The organism is Labilithrix sp. (genome assembly GCA_019637155.1).
In the GTDB taxonomy this organism is placed as follows: domain Bacteria; phylum Myxococcota_A; class Polyangia; order Polyangiales; family Polyangiaceae; genus Labilithrix.
Genome location: JAHBWE010000002.1, coordinates 584,509 through 609,897, shown reverse-complemented (window position 1 = coordinate 609,897; position 25,389 = coordinate 584,509). Strand labels below are relative to the sequence as shown.

At 71.3% G+C, this 25,389-nt stretch carries 20 protein-coding genes; 18 read left to right on the top strand and 2 right to left on the bottom strand.

Going from position 1 to position 25,389, the window contains the following annotated elements; translation table 11 throughout:
- From KF837_06335 to KF837_06265, 15 genes are all read left to right on the top strand, one after another.
- Nucleotides 1–754, top strand: a 754-nt coding sequence (locus KF837_06335; protein MBX3226909.1) for a hypothetical protein, incomplete at its 5' end; no start/stop codon positions are given.
- Nucleotides 751–1,350, top strand: a complete 600-nt coding sequence (locus KF837_06330; GenBank protein ID MBX3226908.1) for a hypothetical protein — start codon at nucleotides 751–753, stop codon at nucleotides 1,348–1,350. The genes KF837_06335 and KF837_06330, both read left to right, overlap by 4 nt.
- A gap of 218 nt (nucleotides 1,351–1,568) precedes the next feature.
- Nucleotides 1,569–3,719 carry a TIGR04551 family protein gene (locus KF837_06325; protein MBX3226907.1) on the top strand — a complete coding sequence of 717 codons (2,151 nt, stop codon included), beginning with the start codon at nucleotides 1,569–1,571 and terminating at the stop codon, nucleotides 3,717–3,719.
- A 224-nt stretch (nucleotides 3,720–3,943) separates the two neighbouring features.
- Complete coding sequence (locus KF837_06320) at nucleotides 3,944–4,195, top strand: hypothetical protein (GenBank protein MBX3226906.1); 252 nt, start codon at nucleotides 3,944–3,946, stop codon at nucleotides 4,193–4,195.
- Nucleotides 4,196–4,278: 83 nt separating this feature from the next.
- Nucleotides 4,279–5,634, top strand: a complete 1,356-nt coding sequence (locus KF837_06315) for a sigma-54-dependent Fis family transcriptional regulator (protein ID MBX3226905.1) — start codon at nucleotides 4,279–4,281, stop codon at nucleotides 5,632–5,634.
- A gap of 169 nt (nucleotides 5,635–5,803) precedes the next feature.
- A complete protein-coding gene (locus tag KF837_06310) occupies nucleotides 5,804–6,292 on the top strand; it encodes a response regulator (GenBank protein ID MBX3226904.1) in 489 nt (162 codons plus the stop codon).
- A 24-nt stretch (nucleotides 6,293–6,316) separates the two neighbouring features.
- Nucleotides 6,317–7,354, top strand: a complete 1,038-nt coding sequence (gene queA / locus KF837_06305) for a tRNA preQ1(34) S-adenosylmethionine ribosyltransferase-isomerase QueA (protein ID MBX3226903.1) — start codon at nucleotides 6,317–6,319, stop codon at nucleotides 7,352–7,354.
- Nucleotides 7,351–8,541: a tRNA guanosine(34) transglycosylase Tgt gene (gene tgt / locus KF837_06300; protein MBX3226902.1), complete on the top strand. Its 1,191-nt coding sequence runs from the start codon at nucleotides 7,351–7,353 to the stop codon at nucleotides 8,539–8,541. Before queA ends, tgt begins: the two co-directional genes overlap by 4 nt.
- 16 nt (nucleotides 8,542–8,557) lie before the next feature.
- Nucleotides 8,558–10,033 (top strand): response regulator, encoded by a 1,476-nt coding sequence (locus KF837_06295; GenBank protein MBX3226901.1) that lies wholly within the window; start codon nucleotides 8,558–8,560, stop codon nucleotides 10,031–10,033.
- A 72-nt stretch (nucleotides 10,034–10,105) separates the two neighbouring features.
- Complete coding sequence (locus KF837_06290) at nucleotides 10,106–11,848, top strand: zinc-ribbon domain-containing protein (GenBank protein ID MBX3226900.1); 1,743 nt, start codon at nucleotides 10,106–10,108, stop codon at nucleotides 11,846–11,848.
- 60 nt (nucleotides 11,849–11,908) lie between these two features.
- Nucleotides 11,909–12,706 carry a hypothetical protein gene (locus KF837_06285; GenBank protein MBX3226899.1) on the top strand — a complete coding sequence of 266 codons (798 nt, stop codon included), beginning with the start codon at nucleotides 11,909–11,911 and terminating at the stop codon, nucleotides 12,704–12,706.
- Nucleotides 12,703–13,671 carry a DNA-processing protein DprA gene (locus tag KF837_06280; protein MBX3226898.1) on the top strand — a complete coding sequence of 323 codons (969 nt, stop codon included), beginning with the start codon at nucleotides 12,703–12,705 and terminating at the stop codon, nucleotides 13,669–13,671. The genes KF837_06285 and KF837_06280 overlap by 4 nt, the downstream gene beginning before the upstream one ends.
- An 81-nt stretch (nucleotides 13,672–13,752) precedes the next feature.
- Nucleotides 13,753–16,185 carry a type I DNA topoisomerase gene (gene topA / locus KF837_06275; protein MBX3226897.1) on the top strand — a complete coding sequence of 811 codons (2,433 nt, stop codon included), beginning with the start codon at nucleotides 13,753–13,755 and terminating at the stop codon, nucleotides 16,183–16,185.
- Nucleotides 16,186–16,949: 764 nt separating this feature from the next.
- A complete protein-coding gene (locus KF837_06270; protein ID MBX3226896.1) occupies nucleotides 16,950–17,894 on the top strand; it encodes an L-tyrosine/L-tryptophan isonitrile synthase family protein in 945 nt (314 codons plus the stop codon).
- Between the two features lie 110 nt (nucleotides 17,895–18,004).
- Nucleotides 18,005–19,924, top strand: coding sequence for a hypothetical protein (locus KF837_06265; protein MBX3226895.1), 1,920 nt, complete (start codon nucleotides 18,005–18,007; stop codon nucleotides 19,922–19,924).
- Nucleotides 19,925–19,940: 16 nt separating this feature from the next.
- Here the strand turns inward: KF837_06265 and KF837_06260 are convergent, their stop codons facing one another.
- A complete protein-coding gene (locus KF837_06260; protein MBX3226894.1) occupies nucleotides 19,941–20,489 on the bottom strand; it encodes a group 1 truncated hemoglobin in 549 nt (182 codons plus the stop codon).
- 169 nt (nucleotides 20,490–20,658) lie between these two features.
- On the opposite strand from KF837_06260, the gene KF837_06255 reads away from it, so the two are divergent.
- Genes KF837_06255 through greB form a run of 3 tightly spaced genes read left to right on the top strand, consistent with a single transcriptional unit; the run spans nucleotide 20,659 to nucleotide 24,417 of the window.
- A complete protein-coding gene (locus tag KF837_06255; protein ID MBX3226893.1) occupies nucleotides 20,659–23,562 on the top strand; it encodes a hypothetical protein in 2,904 nt (967 codons plus the stop codon).
- An 11-nt stretch (nucleotides 23,563–23,573) separates the two neighbouring features.
- Nucleotides 23,574–23,903: a hypothetical protein gene (locus tag KF837_06250; protein MBX3226892.1), complete on the top strand. Its 330-nt coding sequence runs from the start codon at nucleotides 23,574–23,576 to the stop codon at nucleotides 23,901–23,903.
- Between the two features lie 13 nt (nucleotides 23,904–23,916).
- On the top strand, nucleotides 23,917–24,417 hold the full coding sequence (gene greB, locus KF837_06245) for a transcription elongation factor GreB (protein ID MBX3226891.1): 501 nt from the start codon (nucleotides 23,917–23,919) through the stop codon (nucleotides 24,415–24,417).
- Here the strand turns inward: greB and KF837_06240 are convergent.
- On the bottom strand, nucleotides 24,411–25,337 hold the full coding sequence (locus tag KF837_06240; protein ID MBX3226890.1) for a hypothetical protein: 927 nt from the start codon (nucleotides 25,335–25,337) through the stop codon (nucleotides 24,411–24,413). The two genes, greB and KF837_06240, sit on opposite strands and share 7 nt — an antisense overlap.
- Nucleotides 25,338–25,389 lie beyond the last annotated feature (52 nt).

Genomic DNA, 25,389 nt, shown 5'->3' with positions numbered 1-25,389 from the left:
GGGCGGCGCGAGCTCGGCGGCGCGCAGCGCGGACGCAACCGCGCTTGGCGCAAACGCAACGGCGCACGCGGGAGCAGCGGCGGGCGGCGCGGGCGCTACGGCGCGCAGCGCGGACGCAACCGCGCGTGGCGCAGACGCTACGGCGCACGCGGGAGCAGCGGCGGGCAGCGCAGACGCAACGGCGCACGCGGGAGCGGTGACGGGCGCGGGCGCGACGGCGCGCGACGCAGGCGCGACGGCGCGCGGCGACGCGGCGACGGGCGCGCTGATGAGCGCAGGCGCAACGACGCGCAGCGACGCGACGGTGGGCGGCACAGGCGCTACGGCGCGCGACGCAGGCGCGACGGCGCGCGGCGACGCGCACGCGATGGCGGACAGCGCTACGGCGCGCGGTGGCGCGCACGCGGGAGCGATGGCGGACGGCGCTACGGCGCATGCGGGAGCGGCGAGCGGCGGCGCGAGCGCAACGATGCACGCGGGCTCAACGATGCGGGGCGCAGGCGCGACGGCGCGAGCGGGAGCGGCGAGCGGCGGCGCGGACGTGGCAGCGCGGGCGGGCGTGGCGGGCGCAGGCGCGGTGTTGGAGACGGCGGCTGGCGCGAGCGCGGCGGCAGCGGGGGCGGGCGCGTTGGCGACGGTGTTCGGGGTCGCGGAGACGGGGGCGGGCCGGGCGACGACGCGGGAGAAGCTCGTTGCGCTGCGGGGTGAGGTCGAAGCGTTCCTTGCGGAGCTCTCGGCGAACGTTCGCCGGTGAGTGGGGCGCGTGTCGTCGTCGTGCCGCCGTCGGGTTGGCGCGTGGGCTCGATCGCGCCACCGAAGATCAACGAGAGCGCGGGCGCGGAGATCGTGCAGCATGCTTCGTTCGAATCCCCGAACGGTGGCGCGATCACGGTGGGGTGTGTGGCGACCTCGATCCCGGGCTGGGTCGAGGACATGCGGCCGGCCGTCGAGGGTCGGACCGTCGCGCTCGCGGGGGCCTCGGCGGCGCTCGCGACCGGCGCCCCGATCGACGCGAGGCCCGACGGCACCGGCACCTTCGAGCTTCGCGCCGCGAACGATATCGCAGCTCCCGTCATCGGCCACGCGCGCACGTTCATCGGCTTCGACACCCAACGCGTGCACACGTGCTGGGTGACATGCACGCGCGCCACCACCTGCCAGTCCACGATCGCCACCGCCCGACTCGACGGCTCGACCGCTCCCCCCTCCCCCGGCCTCGCGCTCACCGGCGTGACCTGGGCGGTCCACCATCCGACCCCCTTCGCCCTCGCGCTCGCCACCACCCTGACCATCACGACCCTCCTCGCCGTCACCCTCCGCCGCAAGCCTCGCCATCGCGCCCAGATCTGAGCAGTCGCCCTTCATCCGCCGGTCGCGCCGCATGCCCGTCATCGCGCCCTCGCGCCGAGCGCCCAACAGGGCGCCGACCGACCCCCCGAACTGGGCCGATCGGGGTCCGCGGCCCGGCCGTCCGTCGTGCGCCCAAACCCGCGGCCGCTTGTGTTATGAGGTCGGGCCATATGGTTTCCAGGTCGCCGGCCGGACCGAAATCCTTCGCCTTTTGCTTCTTGCTCACGTGCGCCGCGCTGCTCGTCGCCGCGGGCGCGCACGCGCAGGCGACCGATCCCGCACGCCCCCCGGCGCCGACCACGCCGACCACCCAGCCCGGAACCCAGCCGCAGCCCCCCCCACCCGCCGCCGCGCAGCCGCCCCCCACCCAGCCCGCGCCCACCCAGCCCGCGCCCACCCAACCGGCCCCCGCCCAGCCCACGCAGCCCCGCCCCGCACAACCCGCGCCCGCGCCCGCGCCCGCGCCGTCGCCTTCGCCCGTGCCGCCCGTCACGCCACCTGCGGCGAGCGACTCCGGCGACGCGCTCTTGCCGCCGCCCGAGCCGATGCTCAAGGACGACGATCCGCGCACCGCCGTCGATCCGGCGAAGGAAGAAGAGAAGCGCGCGCAGCAAGGGCCCGAGCGACCCACCGCGGACGGCACCATCGGGTCGCGCGCGACCGACGTCTTCAGCGAGGACTGGTGGGCGCACACGCGGCCGATCCTCGAGATGCACGGCTACTTCCGGACGCGCGGCGAGCTGTTCCACAACTTCGCGCTCAACCGGCACGACGCCGCCGACACGCTCGACAACCCGAACCTCTGGGCGCAGCCGGTCGATCACACGTACACCGATCGCGCCGGCGTGCGCCGGCAGGTGCTCCTCTGCGGCGATCCGAACGCGGCCGGACAGTTTCGCGAGTGCTTCGACAAGTCCCAGGCGCACGCCAACCTGCGCCTTCGCCTGAACCCCGAGATCCACATCTCGGACAACCTCCGGATCCTCTCGCAGATCGATCTGCTCGACAACCTCGTCCTCGGATCCACGCCCGACTCGTACGCGCTCGTGCCGAGCGGCGTCGGACGCACCGGCTACAACTCCGCCCTGCCCTACGGGAACGCGCCGCTCGCCGCGTTCTCGAACAACCAGGGACCGCCCACCGCCGGCGTCAACGGCTACCGGAACTCGATCGACGTCAAGCGCGCGTGGGCCGAGTACCTCACGCCCGTCGGCCAGATCCGCGTCGGCCGCATGCCCGCCCACTGGGGCCTCGGCATGGTGCTCAACAACGGCGACTGCATCGACTGCGACTACCAGACCAACGTCGACCGCATCATGTTCACGACCGGCCTGAAGTCGCTCGACCTGTACTTCGGCGGGTCGTGGAACTTCGTGTCGTCCGGGCCGACCAACGCGTCGCCCTACGACGTGTACGGCGGCCAGCCCTACAACACCGCGAACCTCACCAACGTCCACGAGTGGATGCTCTTCGCGGCGCACCGCACCAACCCGGAGCTCCAGCGCCTCAAGCTCTCGCGCGGCGACATCGTCATCAACGGCGGCCTCTACACGATGTACCGCAAGCAGGTCCTCGACGTGCTCGCGGGCCAAACGCCGTTCAGCACCGACTTCGCGACGACGAACAACGGGCTCGAACGCCGCGGCATGGGCGCGCTCATCCCCGACGCGTGGGTCCAGCTCCTCTTCAACAAGCTGCGCGTCGAGGCCGAGGTCGCGTCGGTGTGGGGCGACATCGACAACTCTCCCGCCGGCGGCACCGTCAGCAACCCGAAGAAGATCCGGATGTTCGGGTACACGACGCAGGCGGAGTTCCGCGCGGTCGAGGACAAGCTCCGCATCGGCTTCGGCCACGGCTGGGCGAGCGGCGACCCGAACCAGACGACGCTCGCGCCGAGCTCCACGTCGCTCGGGCAACGCGCGGGCGACGGCGCGATCTCGAACTTCGCGTTCCACCCCGCCTACTACGTCGACTACATCTTCTTCCGCCGCATCCTCTCCCGCATCGAGGGCGCCTACTATTTCCGCCCCAACGTCGAGTACGACTTCCTGCGGAACCCGAACGGACAGAAGTTCGGCGGCGGCGCGGCGATCATCTGGAGCCGCGCGAGCGAGTTCATCCAGGCCCCCGGCAACAAGCGTGACCTCGGCGTCGAGCTCGACGTGCAGCTCTACTACCAGTCGAAGGACGGCTCGCTGAACGACGACCCGAACAAGATGGGCGGCTTCTACGCCGCGCTCCAGTACGGCGTCTTCTTCCCGCTCCCGGGCCTCGAGTACCTGAAGAACGAGCAAGACACGTCGAAGAACTCCGACTGGAGCCTGTCGACGGCGCAGACGGTCCGCCTCATCCTCGGGGTGCTCTTCTGAAGTCGGCGCCGCTCCTCGCCGTCTGCGCGCTCGCCGTCCTCGCCGCGTGCGCGGAGGCCGGCGGCAGCACGGTCGGCGGCGAGCTGATCATCGAGCCCGAGCCCGACCGCTGCACGAACGGAGGACCGACGTGGAGCGAGCTCTACCGCGACGTCTTCGCGAGCGGAAAGCCGGGCAGCTGCGCGTTCGCGGAGTGCCACGGCTCGCCGCAGGGCCCGGGCGCGATGTCCGCCGCAGGCCTCCAGTGCTTCGACGAGGCCGGGTGTCGTCAGTCGATGATCGACCGGCGCCTCGCGCGTCCCTCGAACGCGGAGAGGCCGGAAGGCGCGATCCTCCTCAGCTCGATCCTCCGCGTCCGCAAGCCCGACGGAAAGGTGTCGGGCATCATGCCGATCGAGCCGGCCGACTACATCTATCCGCAGGCGTGCGTCGATCGCATCGCCGCGTGGATCAAGAACGGCGTCCCCGCGGACTGAGGACCTTAAGCGCGCGGCCAGCGCGGCCGTGAGGGATCACGCTTTCGGCGACTCGTGCCGCGGAGTATGGTGAGCGTCATCCTTTGGCCAAGCTCCTGATCGTCGACGACCAGCGCAACATGCGCACGACGCTCGCGATGATGCTTCGCGGCGCCGGCTTCGAAGTAGACGAGGCGCAAAGCGGCGAGGAAGGCGCCGAGCGCGGCGCGTCCGGCGCCTACGACGTGCTCGTCACCGATCTCCGCATGGGATCGAAGGATGGCATCGACGTCCTCCGCGCGGTGAAGGGCGCTCAGCCGATGACCGAGATCATCGTGATGACCGCCTACGGCACGATCGAGAGCGCGGTCGAGGCGATGCGTTACGGCGCGTTCGACTACATCCAGAAGCCGTTCACGGAGCAGGAGCTGCTCGTGAAGGTGGGCAAGGCGCTCGACAACCGGCGCCTCGCCGGCGAGGTCGCCTTCCTCGCGACCGAGTTCAAGGACCGCTACAAGTTCGAGAACATCGTCGGCCGCTCGCGCGGCATCCGCGAGGTGCTCGGCCGCATCGTGCGCATCGCGCCGACCGACGCGATCGTCCTCATCACCGGCGACAGCGGCACCGGCAAGGAGCTCGTCGCGAAGGCGATCCACGCGAACTCGCGGCGCGCCGATCGCATGTTCGTGCCAATAAACTGCGCGGCGATCACCGACACGCTGCTCGAGAGCGAGCTCTTCGGTCACGCCAAGGGCTCGTTCACCGGCGCCGTCAACGCGCGCAAGGGCCTCTTCGAAGAGGCCGACGGCGGCACCTTCTTCTTCGACGAGATCGCCGAGACGTCGCTCGCCTTCCAGGCGAAGCTCCTCCGCGTCGTCCAGGAGAACGAGATCCGGCGCGTCGGCGAGAACAAGCCCATCCAGGTCGACGTCCGCATCATCGCGGCGACGAACCAGGACCTCCTCCGCGCGATCGCGGAGAAGCGGTTCCGCCAGGACCTCTACTACCGGCTCAACGTCGCGCGCTTCCAGCTCCCCGCGCTCCGCGAGCGCCGCGAGGACCTGTCCGATCTGCTGACCTTCTTCCTCGACAAGTACAACAAGAAGATGGGGACCAAGGCCTGGCTCGACGACAGCGTCTTCGAGGCGCTCGAGAAGTACGAGTTCCCCGGCAACATCCGCGAGCTCGAGCACATGATCGAGCAGGCGGTGGCGCTCGTGCAGACCGGCGCGATCACGAAGGACGACGTGCTCCCGGCCGCGACCGAAGATCCGACCGCCTCGTTCTCCGGCCGCACCCTCGCCAGCGTCGTCGACGCCGCCGAGCGGCAAGCGATCGAGGCGGCGCTCCGAGATGCGGATGGAAGCCGCGAACGTGCGGCAGAGCTGCTAAGTATTTCGGCGACGACGCTCTGGCGAAAGATGACCCGGCTCGGAATTGTGTACGAGAGCCGCGGCTGAGGTGACGAACCGCCTCCATGAGAGAACGAACCGTGACCTGGATTTCAGAAGTGAAACTATCCCGGACAGGGTTGCAAGGTCGCATTGACAGCGTGTCGCGGTGTTACACCCCCGTTTCCATTGGCACCCGGCTTGCTGATGTTTCGCGCCCTCATCCGGAGCTTCACCCATGATGACGATCTTGCTGGTCGACGCGAACGACGCCGACGCTTCGCTTCTCGCCAGCGCGCTGCGCGTCGAGGGCTTCGAGGTCATGACCGCGAAGAGCGCGCACGAGGCGCGGTCGACCCTGGCCGCTCACCCGACCGCCCTCACGATCGTCGACCTCATGCTGCGCGGCTGCGCGGAGAGCGAGAGCCACGGCTCGAGCGGCCTCGACTTCGCGCGTGAGCTCCGCACGCGCTACCCCGCGATGCGCGTGCTCCTCACGAGCGCGTATTACCTGAGCGAGCGCCAGCTCGAGCGCGCCGACTGCGGCGTGAGCGGCTTCATCCCGAAGCCGTACGATCTGCGCGAGGTCGTCGAGTTCGTCCGCAACAAGCTCGCCGGTCCGCCGTCATCGCGCCGGCTGTGGTGCGCCGAGCCTCCGTCGGGCGTCTCGGTGCGCCCCGGCAGCGAGCCCGCCGACGCCACCGCGGACGTCGGCCGCGCGCGCTGACCGATGCGCTAGAGTGCGCGCCCGATGCGGGCCTCCGCCTTCGCGTACGACTTGCCGCCCGAGCTCATCGCGCAGGAGCCCGCGCCCGAACGCGACGCCGCGCGCCTCATGGTCGTCGGCGACGCGCTCGAGCACGCGCGCATCGCGGAGCTCGCGTCGTTCGTGCCGCGCGGGAGCCTCGTCGTCGTGAACGACACGAAGGTCATCCGCGCGCGCATCGTCGGGACGAAGGAGAGCGGCGGCAAGGCGGAGGTGTTCCTCGTGCGCCGGCTCGCCGACGGCACGTGGCAAGCGATGACGAAGGCGTCGAAGCCGATGCGCCCCGGCACGCGCGTCACGAGCGGACCGCTCGTCGTGACGATCGAGGGGCGCGAGCCGAACGACGGGCTCTTCCTCGTGCGCCTCGCGGCGACGAGCGGCACGCTCGACGAGGCCCTCGCCGCGGGGGCGCGCATGCCGCTCCCGCCGTACATCAAGCGGACGCCGACGGAGGCGGACGAGGCGCGCTACCAGACCGTGTTCGCCAAGACCGACGGCGCCGTCGCGGCGCCCACGGCGGGGCTGCACCTGACCGAAGCGCTCCTCGCCCGGCTCCGCGACGAGCGCGGCTGCGAGGTCGATGCATGCACGTTGCATGTCGGGCTCGGCACCTTCCAGCCGGTGACGACGGAAGACCTCGACGATCACGCGATGCACAGCGAGCCCTTCGTCGTGACGCCCTCGCTCGCGGCGAGCGTCGCGCGCGCACGCGAGCGCGGCGCCCCCGTGCTCGCGATCGGCACCACCGTCGTGCGCGCCCTCGAGTCGGCCGCGACGGAGGGCGGCCACGTGCGCGCGTGCGCGGAGGAGACGCGCATCCTCATCCAGCCCGGCTACCGCTTCCGCGTCGTCGATCGCCTGCTCACCAACTTCCACCTCCCGGAGTCCACCCTGCTCGCCCTCGTCTCTGCGTTCGCCGGCACCGAACGCGTCCTCGCGGCGTACCGCGCCGCCGTCGCCGCGCGCTACCGCTTCTTCTCCTACGGCGACGCGATGCTGCTCTCGCGCGCGGAGGCCGCATGACGCGCGCCAAGGGCTTCGCGTTCGAGGTGAAGGCGACCGCCGAGCGCGGCCACGCCAGGTCCGCGCTCTTCACGACGCCGCACGCAGCCGTCGAGACGCCGACCTTCATGCCGGTCGGCACGCAAGGGAGCGTGAAGGGCCTCACCGCCGAGGACGTCGCCTCGAGCGGCGCCCAGATCATGCTCGGCAACACGTACCACCTGTGGCTCCGCCCGGGCCCCGACGTGATCGCGAAGCTCGGCGGCCTCCACGGCTTCACGCGCTGGCCGCGCGCGATGCTCACCGACTCCGGCGGCTTCCAGGCCTTCTCCCTCGGCGGCAACGCGGGCTCGCGCGATCCGAAGGCGCCGGGCGAGGCCCCGAAGTCGCTCGTCACGCTCGACGAGGAGGGCTTCACGTTCCGCTCGCACCTCGACGGGCAGCGCCATCACCTCTCGCCCGAGGTCGCGGTGCGGGTGCAGGGCACGATCGGCGCGGACATCCAGATGCAGCTCGACGTGTGTCCGCCCGGCGACTCCGCGCGCGCGGTGGTGGAGGCCGCGGTGGCGCGCACCACGCGCTGGGCGCGCCGCGCGCTCGCGACCGAGCGACCAGAGGGGCAGGCGCTCTTCGGAATCGTGCAAGGTGCATGTTTCGCCGACCTCCGCCGCGAGCACGCGGAGGAGCTCGCGGGCCTCGAGATCGGCGGCGTGTCCTTCGACGGCCTCGCGCTCGGCGGCTTCTCGGTCGGCGAGCCGATCCCGAAGATGTACGAGACGCTCCACGAGGTCGCGCACGCGGTCGACCCCACGCGCCCGCGCTACCTGATGGGAGTGGGCACGCCGAAGGACCTGCTCGAGGCGATCGACGCCGGCGTCGACATGTTCGACTGCGTGCTCCCGACCCGCAACGCGCGCAACGGCCAGGCGCTGACGCGCTTCGGCAAGGTCGTGATCAAGCAGGCGCGGTGGCGCGAGGACACGTCGCCGATCGATCCGGACTGCACCTGCGCCTGCTGCGCGGGCGGCTACGCGCGCGGCTACCTCCGCCACCTCTTCCTCGCGGGCGAAATGAGCGTGCTCCGCCTCCTGAGCATCCACAACCTGCACTGGTACGGCGAGCTCGTGCGCGGCGCGCGGACCGCCATCCAGAGCGGCACCTGGGGCACGTACAAAACGGCGACGCTCGCGCGGATGGAGTCGAGCTAAGATCCTCCGACCGAGCATGTCGGACGAGAAGAAGCAGATCGGGCGCATCCTCCTGAAGCGGCGCCTCATCTCGCCGGAGGAGCTCGACAAGCAGCTCGAGACGCAGAAGCAAGCGCGCGACGGCGTGCCGATCGCGTCGCGCATCGCGGCGAGCGGCGTCGTCGCCGAGACCGAGGTGCTGCGCGCGCTCTCGGAGCAATACGGCGTCCCCGGCATCGACCTGAACCAGCTCGCGCTCGCGCTCTCCCACCTCGACATGGTCCCGCGCGAGGTCGCGGAGTCGAGCCGCGTCCTGCCCGTCCTCGTCCGCGACGATCGCCTCTTCCTCGCGATGGCGAACCCGCAGGACAAGCGCGTCATCGACGAGCTCGAGTTCGTGACCGGCCGGCGCATCTACCCGTACGTCGCGATCAGCACGACGCTCGAGAAGATGATCCGCGACGCGTACGACGCGAAGGAGCAAGGGCAGACGCAGTTCGCCGGCCCCAACGCGCCGCGCGCCGCGCTCGAGCGCATGGCGCAGCAGGCGCCGCAGCGCGAGCGCGACAGCGTGCAGCCGGGCGCGCCGCCGGTCGTCGTCGACCAGGAGATCCAGGAGTCCGCGTCGAAGATCTCGATCGTCACCGACGAGTTCGGCGAGATGGGCGAAGAGGTCTCGAAGGTCGCGATGCTGACCGACGAGCTCCGCAACGCGGCGGGGATCGACTCACGCCCCGGCACGAGCGGCAAGCGCATCCTCGTCGTCGACGACGAAGAGGACATCCGGAAGCTCGTTCGCCGCCTCCTCACCGATCGCGGTCATCGCGTCATCGAAGCGGACCGCGGCCTCATCGCGCTCCGCCTCGTGAAGGAGGAGACGCCCGATCTCATCCTCCTCGACGCGATGCTGCCGGAGGTCCACGGCTTCGACATCGCGCGGCGCATCAAGGGGAGCGCGAAGTACGGCGGCATCCCGATCCTCATGATGAGCGCGGTCTACCGCGGCTGGCGCATCGCGGAGGACCTGAAGGCGAACTACGGGATCGAGGACTACATCGAGAAGCCGTTCCGCATCGCCGAGCTGATGCAGAAGGTCGACACGCTCCTCACGCGCGACCCGACCATCGCCCCGCCGCGCGATCCGGAGATGATCAACCAGGAGGCCTCGCGCTACCTCGAGGAGGGGATCGCGGCCTACAAGGGCGGAGAGATCGATCTGTCGATCAGCCTCCTCAAGAAAGGGATCTCGATCGATCCCCTCGCCTACCGGCTCCGCTACCACCTCGCCCTCATCTACGGAAAGCGCGGCCAGTTCTACGACGGCATCACCGAGCTCGAACGCGCGGTCGACCTCAACCCGCGGCACTTCCCCGCCCTCAAGAACCTCGCCGTCCTCTACGAGAAGGCAGGCTTCAAGAACAAGGCGGTGGAGATGTGGGAGAGGAGCATGCACGTCGCGAGCGACCTCGAGACCAAGGAATCGATCAAGGCCCACCTGCTGAAACTGCTCTGAGCTCGCGCACACCTTTGTGGGGCGTCGGCCGTAGAACCAGCTACGCTTCCATCCTGGGGCCTGGGCGCACGCGTGAAGTTTCTCTGCGACAACTGCAAGGCGAAGTACCAGATCGCCGACGAGAAGGTGGCGGGCAAGACCGTCCGCATGAAGTGTCGCAAGTGCGGCCACCAGATCGAGGTGCGCTCCGCCGTCACCGAAGGAAGCGGGAGCATGCCGCCGCCGGCCCCGCTCCCCGGCGTGAAGGCGCCGCCGAAGCCCGGCCTGGCCACCAGCCTGTCCGCCCAGAAGCCGAAGGCGCCCGCCGGCTCCGCGCTCGCCGGCGCCTTCACCAAGAACGTCGAAGACGCGCCGGTGTCGAGCGTGTCGGCCCGCGGCGAGGGCTCGCTCGATCTGTCCGTCAGCGACGAGTGGTACGTCGCGATCAACGGCGTGCCGGTCGGCCCGATCCGCATCTCCGAGCTCCGCCGCAAGGCCGCCACCGGCGCGGTGACGGAGGAGTCGCTCTGCTGGCAGGAGGGCCTCGAGGAGTGGCGGCCGATCCGGACCATCCCCGACCTCGCGACGATCGTGCGCGAGGCCGCGGCCGGCAATCGCCCCTCGCTCGCGAGCACCGAAGCCGCCGCGCCCGCGCGCATCTCCAACCTCCCCCCCGCGCCGAGGCGCCCGAGCACGATCCCGCCCTCGCCGGTGCAACCCTCCGCGCCGCGCCAGCTCGCGGCCCCGCCGGCGCCCGCGCCGCTCCGCAGCAACGTCGTCCCGCTAAGGCCGGCCGCGCCCTCGATGGAGGACGTCCCGCTCGCGCCGTTCGGCTCGGCCGCGCCCTCGCTCAGCCCCTTCCCCGGCTCCGCGCCGATGCCGGTCGCGCCGCCGGCGGCCGCGACCGCGCCGCTCCCGCTCTCGTCGCCGGCCATGCCGGTCGCGACGCCGCAGACCTCGCCGCTCGCGCCGCCGATCGCGGTGCCCGATCCGTTCGCGGTGCCGGCCCCCGTGTTTCCGTCGAGCCAGATGCCCGCGGCGTCGCCGTACTCGCTCTCCCCGCTCGCGCCCGCGACGTCGCACGCGCCGTCGTATCCGGACCGCGCGTCGTTCCATCCGCCGGCCTACAACGCGCCGGCGCCCGCGCCCATCGCGCCGCCGTCGACGATGCCGGTGGAGCAGAAGCGCGGCGGCGCTCCGCTCTGGTTCTGGCCGATCCTCGTCCTCTTCCTCGGGTTCGGCGGCGGCGGTGCGTATTTCCTCTTCGGCCGCCCGCAGCCCCCACCCGCGCCCGTCGTCATCCAGATGCCGGCCACGGCGCCGCCCGACCCCGCGCCCGCGCCGTCCGACAGCGTCGCGACGATCGAGATGCCGGACACGCCCACCGTCGAGCCCAAGGACGGCACGACCAAGAAGCCCGCGACGAAGAAGGAGCCGGTCGCGGCGGCGGCGCCGAAGCCCACCGAGGAGAAGAAGGGCCTCGATCTGGGCGGCCTCGGGACCGGACCGAGCGGCCCCGCGATCGGTCCCGGCGGCAGCAGCGGCGGCGGATCGAGCGGCGGCCTCGACACCGCCGGCGTCGAGCGCGTCGTGGCGGGTCACCGTGCGGGCGTGAAGCGGACGTGCTGGGAGCGCGGCGGGAGCGACCAGAAGTCGAGCGTCAACGTGACCGTCACCGCGAACGTCGCGCCGAACGGCCAGGTGTCGAGCGTCTCGTCGTCGGGCGACGATCCCGTCGTCGGCAAGTGCATCGAGAACCAGGTGAAGGGCTGGACCTTCCCCGCCCCGGGCTCGCCGACGACGATCAACATCCCGTTCAAGTTCGTCCGCCAGTAAGTCCGACCGTAGGACGTTTTCGCGCAACGCCGGCGCGAGGCCGGCCGAGCCGCTGCCTTCGTGAAGGCCGTCGTCGCGCTCGGGATCGTCGCTCTCTTCTCGTTCCTGTCCCGCCCCGCCGCGGCGGACGAGGTCGCGCCCGCGTTCGAGAGCGCGGATCTGCGCGCGTACGCGGCGTCCGCGATGACCGCGCTCCCGAAGCCGACCGGCACGTACGTCGCGTTCGATCCGGAGGTGACCGACGCCTTCGCGCAGGTGGCGTGCGACGACGACGGCGATCCCGTCGTCGTGATCTCGGCGGCGATGCTGCAGCTCGTCGCGCAGGTGATGCGCGTCGCGCGGTCGCGCCCGGAGGCGCTCGCGAGCTACGCGAGCTACCTCGCGAAGAACCAGGCGCCGGGCAAGCGGCTGCTCCCGCCGCCGCCGGGCACGTTCACGACGACCGACGGCGGCACGCTGCGAGCCGAGGACGCGATCGGCGCGCTCTCCTTCGTCCTCGCGCGCGAGGTCGAGCACCTCCGCGCGCGCGATCTCGTGTGCCCGCACCCGACCGCGACGAAGGAGAGCGGCGACGCGGTGTGGACCGCGGCCGAGCGGAGCGCCGCGGCGGCGACCGCGCGCACGGTGTATCCGGGCCAGGCCGCCGTCCGCGACGAGGCCGCGCTGAACGACCTCGTCGACACGGCCGGCGTCGAGTCGGTGAAGCTCGACGTCCTCGCGTTCTTCGCCGCGTTCGAGGCGGAGCACGCGAAGGCGCCCGCGCGCGTCGCGCCGTCGTACCTCACGACCCACCCGGGCTCGGCCGCGCGCCTCGCCGCGGCGAAGGCCGTCCTCGCGAAGCGCGGAGCGTCGCTGTGAAGGTCGCTGTGAAGGGCGCCGTGAAGCTCGATCCGCGCGACGCCGCGTACCCGCCGCCGATGCTCGACCTCGACGAGCCGCCGGTCCTCACTGTGTCGGGGCCGCTCGAGCCGAGCCGCGTCGTCGCGATCGTCGGCTCGCGGCGCGCGAGCGGCGAAGCGAAGTGCTTCGCGCATCAGCTCGCGTATCACCTCGCGGCCGCAGGGATCGTCGTCGTGTCGGGAGGCGCGGTGGGCGTCGACTGGGCGGCGCACACCGGCGCGATGAAACGAGGCGCGACATGGTGCGTCGCGCCGTGCGGCCGCGGTGAGGTCTTCCCGCCGGCGAACGAGGACCTCTTCGCGGAGATCGAGTCATCGAATACGTCGCGCATGATCTGGCCGTTCCCCGACGGGACGCCGAAGGACACGCTGACGCCGCGCTACCGCAACGGGGTCCTCGTCTCGCTCGCGTCGGCGGTCATCGTCGTGCAGGCCGCCGTCGGGTCCGGCTCCATCCACGCCGCGCGCATCACGCGCGAGCTCCGGCGGCCGCTCTACGTGGTGCCGGGCATGCCGTGGAGCTGGGAGTTCCACGGGTCGAAGGGTCTCATCATGAGCGGCGCGACGCCGCTCTGGTCGGTGGAGCAGCTCTTCGACGAGCTCGACCTACCGGCGCCGGACATCGCCGATCCCGAGGCCCTGCTCAGCGGCAGGATGCCGCTGCCGTCGCCCATTCGCACAAATAAGAGGAGGGGCGGATCCTCGCGGAAACAGGTGCTTTTGCCCCTGCCGGCCCCGTCGCTCACACCCGAAGAAGAACGAGTAAAATCCATACTTTCGCCCGCTCCGACCCAGCGGGATCGCATCATCGAGGAGGCGGGCCTCGGGACGAGCGCGACGCTCACCGCCCTCTTGACGCTGTCCCTCAAGGACGTAGTAGTAGAGGCCCCTGACGGGTTCTTTCGCCTCAACAAAGCGTCATAATCCGTCGTTTTTATTGAGCTTCTAGGGAGACCGAAACCCCTCGGCATCCAAGGAAGCGTGGACGGAAGCAGGCATCTGGGGATGGGCAAGACACTCGTCGTCGTCGAGTCGCCGGCCAAGGCCAAGACGATCAAGAAGTACCTGGGCACGGGCTACGAGGTCCTCGCATCGAAGGGCCACGTGAAGGATCTGCCCAAGAAGATGGGCATCGACGTCGAGAAGGGCTTCCAGGAAACCTACGAGATCGTCCCCGGCAAGGAGAAGGTCCTCCAGGAGCTGAAGGCCGCGGCGAAGCAGGCCGACGACATCCTCCTCGCGACCGACCCCGATCGCGAGGGCGAGGCGATCGCATGGCACCTCGCGGAGGAGCTGACCGGCAAGCCCGACAAGGCGAAGCGGGTCGAGTTCCACGAGATCACGAAGGGCGGCGTGCAGAAGGGCGTCGCCGCGCCGCGGAAGCTGAACAAGCACCTCTACGACGCGCAGCGCGCGCGCCGGGTGCTCGATCGCATCGTCGGCTACGACGTGTCGGCGCTCGTCTGGTCGAAGCTCGCGTTCGGTCTCTCCGCCGGCCGCGTGCAGTCGGTCGCGCTGCGGCTCATCGTCGATCGCGAGCGCGAGATCGAGGCGTTCGTCCCCGAGGAGTACTGGAACATCGCGGCGCAGGTCGCGAAGCAGAAGAACAAGAAGCAGCCGTTCACCGCGAAGCTCGCGCAGGAGAACGGGAAGAAGCTCGAGGTGAAGGACGGCACGACCGCCGCCCGCGTGAAGAGCGACCTCGAAGCGTCGAAGCTCACGATCGCGAAGATCACGACGAGCGAGCGGAAGCGGAAGCCGTACGCGCCGTACACGACGAGCAAGCTGCAGCAGGACGCGGTCAACCGCCTCGGCTTCGGGGCGAAGCGCACGATGCAGATCGCGCAGGGCCTCTACGAGGGCGTCGACCTCGGCAAGGAGCTCGGCACCGTCGGTCTCATCACGTACATGCGCACCGACTCCACGCGCGTCGCGCCAGAGGCGCTCCAGCTGCTCCGCGACTTCATCGAGACGAAGTACGGCAAGGGCTCGCTCCCGAAGGACCCGAACGTCTACAAGTCGAAGAAGGCGGCGCAGGAAGCGCACGAGGCGATCCGCCCGACCTCGCTCGACTACACGCCCGAGAGCGTGCGCAAGCACCTCAAGGACGAGCAGTTCAAGCTCTACAAGCTGATCTGGGATCGCTTCGTCGCGAGCCAGATGAAGGACGCGCTCTACGATCAGACCTCGGTCGAGATCGAGGCGAAGCCGGCGAAGGCGGGCGCGTCGACGTACCTCCTCCGCGCGAGCGGCCGCACGCTGAAGCTCGCGGGCTGGCTCGAGGTCTACGGCGCGGCGGCGGAGGAGCCGCAGGCCGGCGGCGACGAGAACAAGGAGGAGGGCGACGCGGCCTCCACCGAGCCGGCCGAGGGCGAGGCGAACCTGCCGGAGCTCGCGGAGGGCGAGGTCCTCGACCTCGTCACGCCGCCGGGCGTGCTCGCGGAGCAGAAGTTCACCCAGCCGCCGGCGCGCTACAACGAAGGCTCCCTCGTGCGCGAGCTCGAGGACCGCGGCATCGGCCGCCCTTCGACGTACGCCGAGATCATCAGCAAGGTGCAGGCGCGCGACTACGTCGAGAAGGTCGACGGCAGGAGCTTCCGCCCCACCCAGCTCGGGCGCATGGTCGTCGAGGGCCTCTTGCAGAGCGAGCTCGAGTTCATGGATCCGGCGTTCACGTCGAGCATGGAGGAGGAGCTCGACGAGGTGGAGGCGGGCAACGAGGAGCGCGTCACGCTGCTCTCGCGCTTCTACAAGAAGTTCCGCACCCAGCTCGATAAAGGGAAAAAGGGTAAACGGTGGAATCCGGACCCGGTGCCCATCGGCGAGATGTGCGAGGCCTGCGGGCCGAACGGCAACTCCGAGGACGAGAAGGTCCGCGCGCTCCCGCCGGGCGAGCTCTCGAAGCGTTGGTCGAAGAACGGCTGGTTCGCCGGCTGCTCCAACTACCCGAAGTGCAAGAACACGCGCGACATGGGGCCCGACGGCAACGGCGCGGCGCCGCCGAAGGAGACCGACATCGACTGCGACAAGTGCGGAAAGAAGATGGCGATCCGCTCGGGCCGCTACGGCGAGTTCCTCTCCTGCACCGGCTACCCGGCCTGCAAGAACGCGCGCCCGGTCCCGCTCGGCGTCCCGTGCCCGAAGTGCGGCGGCGACATCATCGAGGTCCGCCCGAAGAAGAAGGGCGGCAAGACCTTCTACGGCTGCTCTCGCTACAACGACGAGACGGTGAAGTGCGACTTCAAGCTGTGGCAGAAGCCGATCCCGGAGCCCTGCCCCGCTTGCGGCGCCAAGTTCCTCGTCATCGCCGGCACGAAGGCCAAGCCGATGATCGCCTGCGCCGACAAGGAGTGCGGCTACAAGCGGGCCCCAGAGACCGACGCCGCTCCCACGCTCGGCGCGCCATCCCCAGACGCCGCCGCCCCCCCGCCAGCCTGAATGGCTCTCAACGTCGGGGGCTTCGCCCCCGACACCCCCACCCCAGACACGGCCCTCGCGCGGAGCGCTCGGGGCGCTTCGCGCCCGCATTCGCGGCCGCTTCTGGGGCCCCAGGTGCGCTGCGGGGGCGGGGGCGGGGGAAAGGCGCGGCCGCCTCGGGGCGACGCGGGGAGGCGCGGCGCTTCTGGAGCCCGATCGCTGGCTGGAACGCGCGGTACGGCTGGCGCCGTCGAAGGCGCGGCCGCCTCGAGCACGGGCGACGCGGGCACCGGGAGAATCGTCGGAACGCGGCCGCCTCGGGGGGCACCGGCGGCGGCGGGGACGCGCGGCAGGCGCGGGAAGGCGCGGCGCTGAAGCCCGGCTGGAACGCGCGTCGGAAGGCACGGCCGCTTCTGGAGCTCGGTCGCGGCTGGAACGCGCGGTACGCCTGGCGCTGGCTGGACCGCGGCGCGGCCGCCTCTGGTCGCTCCGGTCGGGGAGACGTACATGGATTTTTTTATGGCGTGCACGACTATCCAGCACGCTGCGACGCCTTTGGTATGCGGCGTCGCGAGGATGTGCCTTTCGCTACGCATCGCGCCCGCATCCCAGCCAAGGCTCCCTCCCCGAGTCCACAACCCAGCCGCCAGCGTCGCGGGCGCCCCGCGAGCGCAGCGCGCCCGAGAGCTCGCGCGACCCAATTGACCAGGTGCAGCGGCGGCGCCTGCATGGCGAGCCCCAAGTCCGCGCACGAGTGCGGCGGGGGAGTCGGTAGGATGCGGCGCGTGGGGAGCGAAGGAGACGCGGCACGGCTTCTGGCGGAGGCGCGGGAGAGCTTTGCGCGCGACGGGTTCGAGGCGGCGGCGATCGACGCGATCGCGAAGGTGGCCGGCGTTCCCCTCGCGCAAGCGCTCCTGCTCTTTCCCTCGAAGTACGCGCTCGCGCATGCGCTCTATCAAGGCGTCGTCGCCGACACGCTGTCGATCGTGGCCGACCTCGAGGCCGGGAGCGTCGCGGCGCGCTTCGCGGCGTTGCTCGAGGCGAAGCTCGATCGGCTCGATGCGCAGCGCGACGTGATGCGGGCCCTCCTCTCCGTGGCGATGGATGCGCGCGGGGACGCCGGCGTGCTCTCGTCGAAGGCGGCGGCGCTGCGCGCGCGGACCGCGGGCGCGATCCTCACCGCCGTGGTCGGCGCGGACGACGCGCCCGCGAACGCGAGCGAGCTCGGCGCCCTGCTCTACGGGCTCCACCTCGCCGTCGTCCTGCTCTGGACGCAAGACGAGGACGGCAAGATGGCGCGCGGCGTCGTCACGCTCGCGCGCGACCTCCTCGGTCAGGCCGCGCCGATGCTCGCGCTGCCGTTCGTGAGCGAAGCGATGCACCGGCTCGGGGCGATCTTCGGCGATCGCCTCGCGCCCGTCGTCTCCGCCGACGTCGAGAGGCGCGCGCGCTGGATCCTCGCGCGCTTGATGCATGGGCGGCGCCTCGCGCCGGGAGAGGCCGACGGCGCGCCCGCCGAGGTCGAGCTCGCGCCGCATCTCCCGCTCGTGCGCGCGGCGCTGAGCGAAGACCGTCCGCTCGAGCTGCTCTTGCCCGCGTTCCCGGCCAAGTCGCCGAGCCCGGCCAAGGTCCTCGGCAAGCTGCCGGACTACGCCGAGTCGATCGCGCTTCGCTCGCGCGATGACCGGTGTCGCGGGCGCGCGACGGCGGCGTGTGCGGTTCGATCGTGAGGTACCGGCGCACCAGGCAAGGCAGCGCCGCGTCGGACGGGGCGGACCCTGATTTGCTCTGAAATCCGCGTGAAATCGGGCGGCATGCCACATGCTCATACCTCGTCATCATGAAGTCCTGGGTCGGGCAGGTCATCTCGGTCGTCACCCTCGCCACCGCCGCCGTCGCGGGGTGCGCCACGACCGAGGCCGAGGAGGTCGCCGGGACCGAGGACGCCGTCTCGAGCGGGCTCCTCATCGAAGAAGACACCAGCCTCCTCGTCGAGCACCCGGAGACGCTCAAGGCGCTCGAGGCCGGCGGCTTCGACCTCGGCTCGCGCCTCACCGGCGCCGCGATGACGAACAACGTCGCCTTCGCCGCCTCGGAGGAGGGCAAGTCGATCATCGCCGCGGTCGAGCAGGACGTCGCGACCGCCAAGGCCGGCGACCGCCAGCTCGGCGTCGGCATGGCCTTCAGCCACCGCGCCTTCGACGCGCGCTGGCTCGCGTCGAAGGAGGCGCGCTTCGAGCTCGTCGCCGTCGCCAACCGCCTCGACCGCCGCCACGCGAGCGCGGAGACCGACGGCACCGGCTGCGGCGAGGTCCACCTCGTGTACCGCCTCGCGTACGCGAACCCGCAGGGCGTCTCGCGCCTCCCGATGACGCTCATGCTCGTGTACCCGCAGATCGGGGAGAACGGCAGCTGCACGAAGACCGCGCAGAAGTGGCTCGCGACCAAGTCCGCCTCGACGTTCGCGGCCAAGGCCGACGCCGTCGCGGCGGGGCCGCTCGCGGCGCTGCCGAAGCTCGCGCCCAAGGTCGAGACGAACTTCCAGCTCGTCCGCTGGCCGTCGACGACGCGCACGGACATGGGCGGCCACGCCGAGTACTCGCTCCGCGTCTTCTCGCGCAGCGACGACGCGCCCGGCCTCGCGCCGGTGTACCTCGAGAACACGCCGCGGGAGGACCTCGACGACGCGGCGAAGGCGGCGCTCGCGAAGTGGGTCGCCGCGAACGTCGACGAGATCGACAAGGGCACCGCCCAGATCCCGCTCGAGCTCGAAGGGCAGCGCATCCTCGCCGAGACCGCGATCTCCGTCTCGCCGAAGGGCCTCGCCCGCGCGCAGAACCGGCCCTTCGCCTCGCTCTTCGGCCGCGACGGCGCCGCGTTCGCGGACGCGAAGCTCGACGGCCTCGAGCTCGTGAAGTCGAAGGCCGCCCTCGTCCGCCGCCTCGACACGATGGCATGCAACGGCTGCCACCAGAGCCAGGGCATCGCCGGCTTCCACGTCGTCGGCCACGACCGCGCCGAGATGGACGACATCAACGCGCTCATCCAGGGCGTCTCCGCGCACGCGCGCGAGCAGGTCTCCTTCCGCCGGCAGGACCTCGTCGCCGTCGCCGGCGGCAGCGCCGAGCTCGGGGCGATCCCGTTCGCCGAGCGCAACCCGAACAGCGGCGCGTTCGCGGTCGAAGGCGGCTACGGCTCCGCGTGCGGCCTCGGCGATCCCGGGTTCGCGACGTGGACCTGCGGCGAGGGCTTCAAGTGCTCGGACATCAACGGCGAGCAGGTCGGCATGTGCGTCACGAACGGCCGCGCGCGCAAGGGCGGCGAGGCCTGCGAGGAGTCGACGACGACGTTCGACGCGAACCCGCACAAGGACAAGGTCCGGGAGATGAAGGTCGTCGCCTGCTCGCTCCCCAGCGGCGGCGCCGGTCGCTGCGTGCGCTCCGGCGGCGATCCCGGCGGCTTCCCGACCGGCATGTGCGGCGGGTCGTGCGGCAAGACGGGGGAGGTCTTCGCCGACGGATCGATCTGCGGCGTCGCCGTGCCGAGCGGCTTCAACGCCTGCGTCGGCGCGGGCAAGCCGTTCGCGCAGTGCGCATCCGGCGGTCCGAAGGCGCTCCGCAAGAAGTGCAGCGCGACCGAGCCCTGCGGTCAGGACTACGTCTGCTCCGCGGTGCCGGGCGCGCCCGCCGGCGTCGGCGCCTGCCTCCCGCCGTACTTCATCTTCCAGGCGCGCGTCGACGGCCACAACGTCGGCCGCTGACGCGACGCGAGCGCGCCTACTTTTTTACGGGCGCGGCCTGCACGACGTCGTCGCGGAACTTGCTGATCTCGGCGGTGAGGTCGGCCTGCTCCGCCTCCTCGATCTTGTTCTCCTCGAACGAGTTCCGGAGCTCGAGGAGCATCGCGTTCCACTCCTCTTCCTTCAGCTTGTTCTTCGGACCGAGGAGCTCCTTCATGAAGCGCCCCTCGTACTTGCAGTCCGCGCCCGCGTCGGGACCGCCGGACTCGACGCAGACCTGGTCCGCGAGATCCTTCTTGAACTTGTCGAGCTTCGCGCCCTTGAGCGTCGCCATGCGACCCTTGAACTTCGGGTCGGCCTGGAGGTTCTTCACGAGGACGTCGACGACCTTCGTGATGCCGTCCTGCTTCCCGAGCCGCTCGTAGAGCGACTTCGGCGGCGGGGGCTCCGCGTCCGCGTCCTCACCCGCGTCGGCCACCGTCTCGGTGTGGGCGGGCTCCTTCGGCGGCGGCGGTTTCGAGGCGCAGGCAAAGACCGCCAGACCAGCTGAGACGAGGATGACGGCGTAGACGCTGCTTGCTCTCATGGCGCTGCCAACTCTAGAGCGGCCAGGCTTTCCGGGGCAAAGAAAAAACACGGTAACCAATAGTGGGAACCTCCAGAAATCCACTGTAAAAAACGGCTTGTTGGGTGCTCCGAGCGCAGACGTGAAGTGCACGCTCATCTTCTCTTCGCCTTCGCGAGGAGAGCGCGTCGTGCTGCGCTCCGACGCACCGCCCGAAGCCGAGTACGCGATGTTCGACATCGGCGACATCGAGCTTCGCGCGAGCGAGCCCGGACGCGTGCGCGAGCACGGCTACCAGACCGTCGCGAGCAAGGCGCGCACGCGGCTCGCGAACGCAGGCATGAGCGCCGCAGCTGCACGCGACATCTCGCACGCGATGCAGCCGCTGCTCGCCGAGGCCTACGCGCGCGGCGCCGCGGCGCGCAAGGTCGCGCGGTACCTCGAGCCGAGCGAGGTCCTCCGCGCCGACTCGTACGACGCCGCGACGCACCTCTATCACGGCGTGTTCCTCGACCTCGGCGCGCTCGCGCGCGACCTCGAGCTCGAGCACGTCGGCGCGACGCTGCAAGCGCTCTACCTCGCGAGCCTCCTCGAGCACGAAGAGGAGGACACCGAGATCATCATCCACACCGACGAGTGCACGAAGGGCGGCAAGCCCGGCACGCGCACGTACAAGCGCCCGTCGTTCACCGAGATGCAGCGCCTGATGAACGCGCTCGGCGGGCTCGCGCACCGGAGCCCCACCCCCGAGATCGGCGAGCCGATGCCGAAGGCGGCGGTGATCGACTTCCTCCGCTCGCGGCAGGACACGGCGCCGGACGACGACGCGCGCTCGCTCTTCCGATCGCTCGAGACCTCGATCTCGACGCGCGAGATGCCGGAGAAGGGCCCCCTCGCGCTCCCCGATCTCTGGGACATCGAGGAGCGCATCGAGGCGAACCAGTTCGAGGGCACCCTCGACATGATCGACGAGGCGGAGCGCCGCCACGGCCGCACGCCGGGCACGACCTACCTCCGCGCGCGCATCGCGCTCGAGCTGCGCCTCGAGCCGCCGAAGCTCATCGCCGAGCGCGTCTCCGCGCTCGCCCTCTCGATGACGAGCTTCGCCGAGCTCGAGCTCCTCGCCGCCGAGGCGTGGCTCGAGGCGGGCGATCCGCGCCGCGCGATGCCGTACGCGCGCGACCTCCTCGCGTCGCGCGACATCGACGACGGGCTCCTCATCAAGGCGAAGACGCTCCTCGAGCGCGCGGAGACCAACAAGCCGAAGCGGCGCATGTCGCCGACGCTCGTCGACGCGGTCCGCCCCGCGCCGAAGCGCCGCGACGCGCCGGCGGACTCGGAGCCGCCGACGCCGGTGCCGCTCGCCTCGCCGGCGGAGCCCGAGGCGTTCACCGGCCTCGGCATCGAGGACCTCGTCCTCGAGCCCGAGACGCCGCCGCCGGCGCCCCCGCCGCTCCCGTCGTCGTCGCGCTCGATGCGCGCCGCGCCGGCGGTCCCCTCCTCGAGCCGCATGCCCGCCGCGCCGGCGGTCCCCTCCTCGAGCCGCATGCCCGCGGCCGCGCCGGCGGGCGCGGCGAGCGCGGGCCGCATCTCCGTCTCCGCGCCGGCGGGCGCGGCGAGCGCGGGCCGCATCTCCGCCTCCACGCCCACGCAGGACGAGCTCGCGATCCCGGACATCCCGACGACCGAGCCGACGATCCCGAACGATCGGCCGTCGTCCTTCCCCGCGCTGCGCTCGCAGCGTCCGGCCGCGGCGGAGGTCGAGCCGCACTCGATGCCGCCGCCGCTCGAGCTCGATCTCGCGCCGCCCGATCCCGCCGCGTCGTTCACGCTCGATCTCCCCGGCCCCGAGGCCGTGCCGGAGCCCGCGCCGATGTCGGCGCCCACGCCGTCGCGCCGCCCGCGCATGAGCGGCATGGTGATGGAGACGCGCCCGCCGACGTCGTACGACCCGCGCGCGGAGCCCGACGGCGAGATCGTCCCGCGCCACCCGAGCGTGCCCGAGGTCCGCTCCGCGCCGCCGCCGCGCGAGAAGATGCGCTCGTCGCCGGCGCCCGCGCGCCGCCGCTCGGTCGAGATGCCCGCGACCGAGCTCTCGGGCCCCACCGAGCCGTCGGTGCGGCCCGGCCCGGCGATCCCGTCCATCCCGCCCGCGTCCCCCGGCCCGGCGATCCCCTCCATCCCGCCCGCGTCCCCCGGTCCAGCGATCCCCTCCATCCCGCCCGCGCCGACGGAGCCGTCCGTGCGTCCCGGCCCCGCGGAGCCCGCGCCGTTCGACGACGATCCGTTCGGCGCCTTCGTCGCGCCGGTCGAGCCCGCCGACGTCGAGGAGCCGACGCCGCCGCGCCTCGACGCGCCGGCGCTGTCGCTCGACGACGTCCACACGCAGCCGAGCCTGCCGCCCGAGCCCGAGCCCGCGCCCGCGCCTGCGCCCGTCCTCGCGCCGACGACTCCTCCCGCGCCCGTCCTCGCGCCCACGACTCCGCCCGCGCCCACGTCTCCTCCCGCCGCGCCGGAGTCGCGCGCGTTCATGCGCGGCGCCTCGATGCCGCCGTTCAAGCACGAGGTGCCGGCGCCGCTCCTGCCGAAGGCGCCGCTCCTGCCGAAGGTCACCGGCGACGAGCTCGCGGAGCACCTGTCGCTCCCGTCCGGGTTCGGCGGCGAGGCGCGCTCGCTCGACACGCTGCCGACGAGTGTCCTCGAGGCGCGCATCCAGTTCACGTTGCTCTCGCGCGAGCTCGGCCTCGACTACCGCCTCAAGCGCGGCATCGAGCTCCGCGCGGACGAGACCGGCATCGAGGCGATGCAGGCGGTCCTCGTCGAGATGTTCCCCGATCGCGTCGTGCGGACGAAGGACGACGCCTACGAGGTCCGCCGCCACGGCGCGTTCCTCAGCGAGATCCTCGCGCGCCGCCTCGACGCGGAGTGGATGGACATCTCGCCCCCCGAGCTCGGCCACTGGGTGATGATCGTGCCGCCCGACACGCGCATCTGGCCGTTCGGCCGCGTGTCGCGCCTGATCTCGATGGGGCACAAAGAGCGCGACCTCGTCAGCTACTTCTTCGAGCTGACCGCCCGCCATCGCGCGCGCTAAGATCGAGCGACATGCCCCGCATTCAGCTCGAGCTCATCGAGCAGGACGAGGACCTCGCCGAGAGCTCGACCGAGAGCTTCGACCGCATCGCCTTCGCGGAGCAGGCGATCGCGCTCGTGCGTCCTCCGCGCATGCGCGTCGCGATCCTCCAGGGGACGCGGCGGGTGAAGGTCTCCTCCGGCCGGCAGTGGGGCGGCGGGCCCGGCGCGAAGTGGGCGATGGTCAGCGTGCCGAAGGACGCGTCGCGCCGCGCGATCGCGCGGGCTGTCCTCGCGCTCCACGACGAGACCTCGACCCGCCCGTGGGCGCTCGACGTCCTCGTCGCCGGCGCCGAAGGATGAGCGACGTCGAAGGATGAGCGACAACCCGAATTACATCACGCGCGCGGGCGCGCGGCGGCTGCAAGAGGAGCTCGTCGACCTCCGCACGAAGCAGCGGCCGAAGGTCGTGCAGGACGTCGCCGACGCGGCGGCGCAGGGCGATCGGAGCGAGAATGCAGAATACATCTATGGAAAGAAGAAGCTCCGAGAGATCGATCGGCGCATCCACTTCCTGACGAAGCGCCTCGAGAGCGCGCGCGTGGTCGAGCCGACCGATCGGCCGGTGAGCCCGGACGGCGCGACGCGCGTGTACTTCGGCGCGACGGTGACGATCGAGGACGAGGACGGCAACGAGTCGACGTACACGATCGTCGGGCAAGACGAGATCGACGCGAAGGTCGGGCGCATCAGCCATCGATCGCCGCTCGCGCTCGCGCTGATGAAGCGGCGCGAAGGCGACACGTTCACGTTCCGGAAGCCCGCCGGCGAGGTCGACCTCACCGTCACCGCGATCCGGTACGAGTCAGATCACTGAGCGACGATGAGCTTGAACGACGCGGCCTGGCCGTTCGTGTCGCCGTGGAAGTAGCCGGTCGCGTTGGTGCCCGTCTTCAGCGAGCGGACGCGCGGGCTGTTGCCCTGCAGCTCGTAGGCGCCCGGCTGGATCGGCTTGTTCGCGTCGCCGTGTCCGAGCGAGCCCGGGAAGTGGATGACGCGCGCGCGGGAGTCGTCGTTGAAGATCGTCATGACGATCGGGTTGTCGGCCTGCGTCTTCATCGTCGTCGGGCTCTTGCCGAACGCCGTCCCGAACTCGTCGCGGTAGACGGTGCCGCCCGCGTTGAGGAGCGCCTGCGCGTTGACCGGGATGTGGACCTCGATCTTCGGGAGGATCTTGAAGTTCGCGTTCGCGGTCGCGGTCTCGCTGCCGGACGTGCCCTTGAACACGAGCGCCTCGGCGCCGGCCTTCGGGGTCACGGTCGCGCCGTAGGTCGACGTGAGCTTCACCGCGATCGGCGAGCCGGGCGCGCCGGAGGCGGGGGCGGCGGTGACGCCGGCGGGCAGGCCCTCGACGACGACGTTCACCGTGCCGTTGAAGCCGTTCTTCGGCGTCACGGTGACGTTCACCGTCGTCTCCTTGCCGAGGTCGACGGTCGGGTTGTCCTTGTCGAGCGCGAGCGAGAAGCCCTGCGCGGCCTGCCCCGGGGACGCGGGCGAGGTGGGCACGCTGTTCGCGGCCGGGTTGCCGGGGTCGACGTTCGTGGACCCGACCGACCGATCGCCGCCGTTGACGTCGTCGACGTCGTCCTCGTCCTCGTCGTCCTCGTCGTCGGCGTCGTCGACCTTCACGACCTTCTTCGGACGGCGCGACGTCGTGCCCCCCTCCTCCACCGCGCACGCGACCACCGAGGTCGAGGCGATGACGGTGACGAGGCCGAGCAGGAGAGCAGTGCGCATGCCCGCCGTAGTGCAAGGGAGACGCCAGGTCCGTCCCCGACCCTCCGCGATC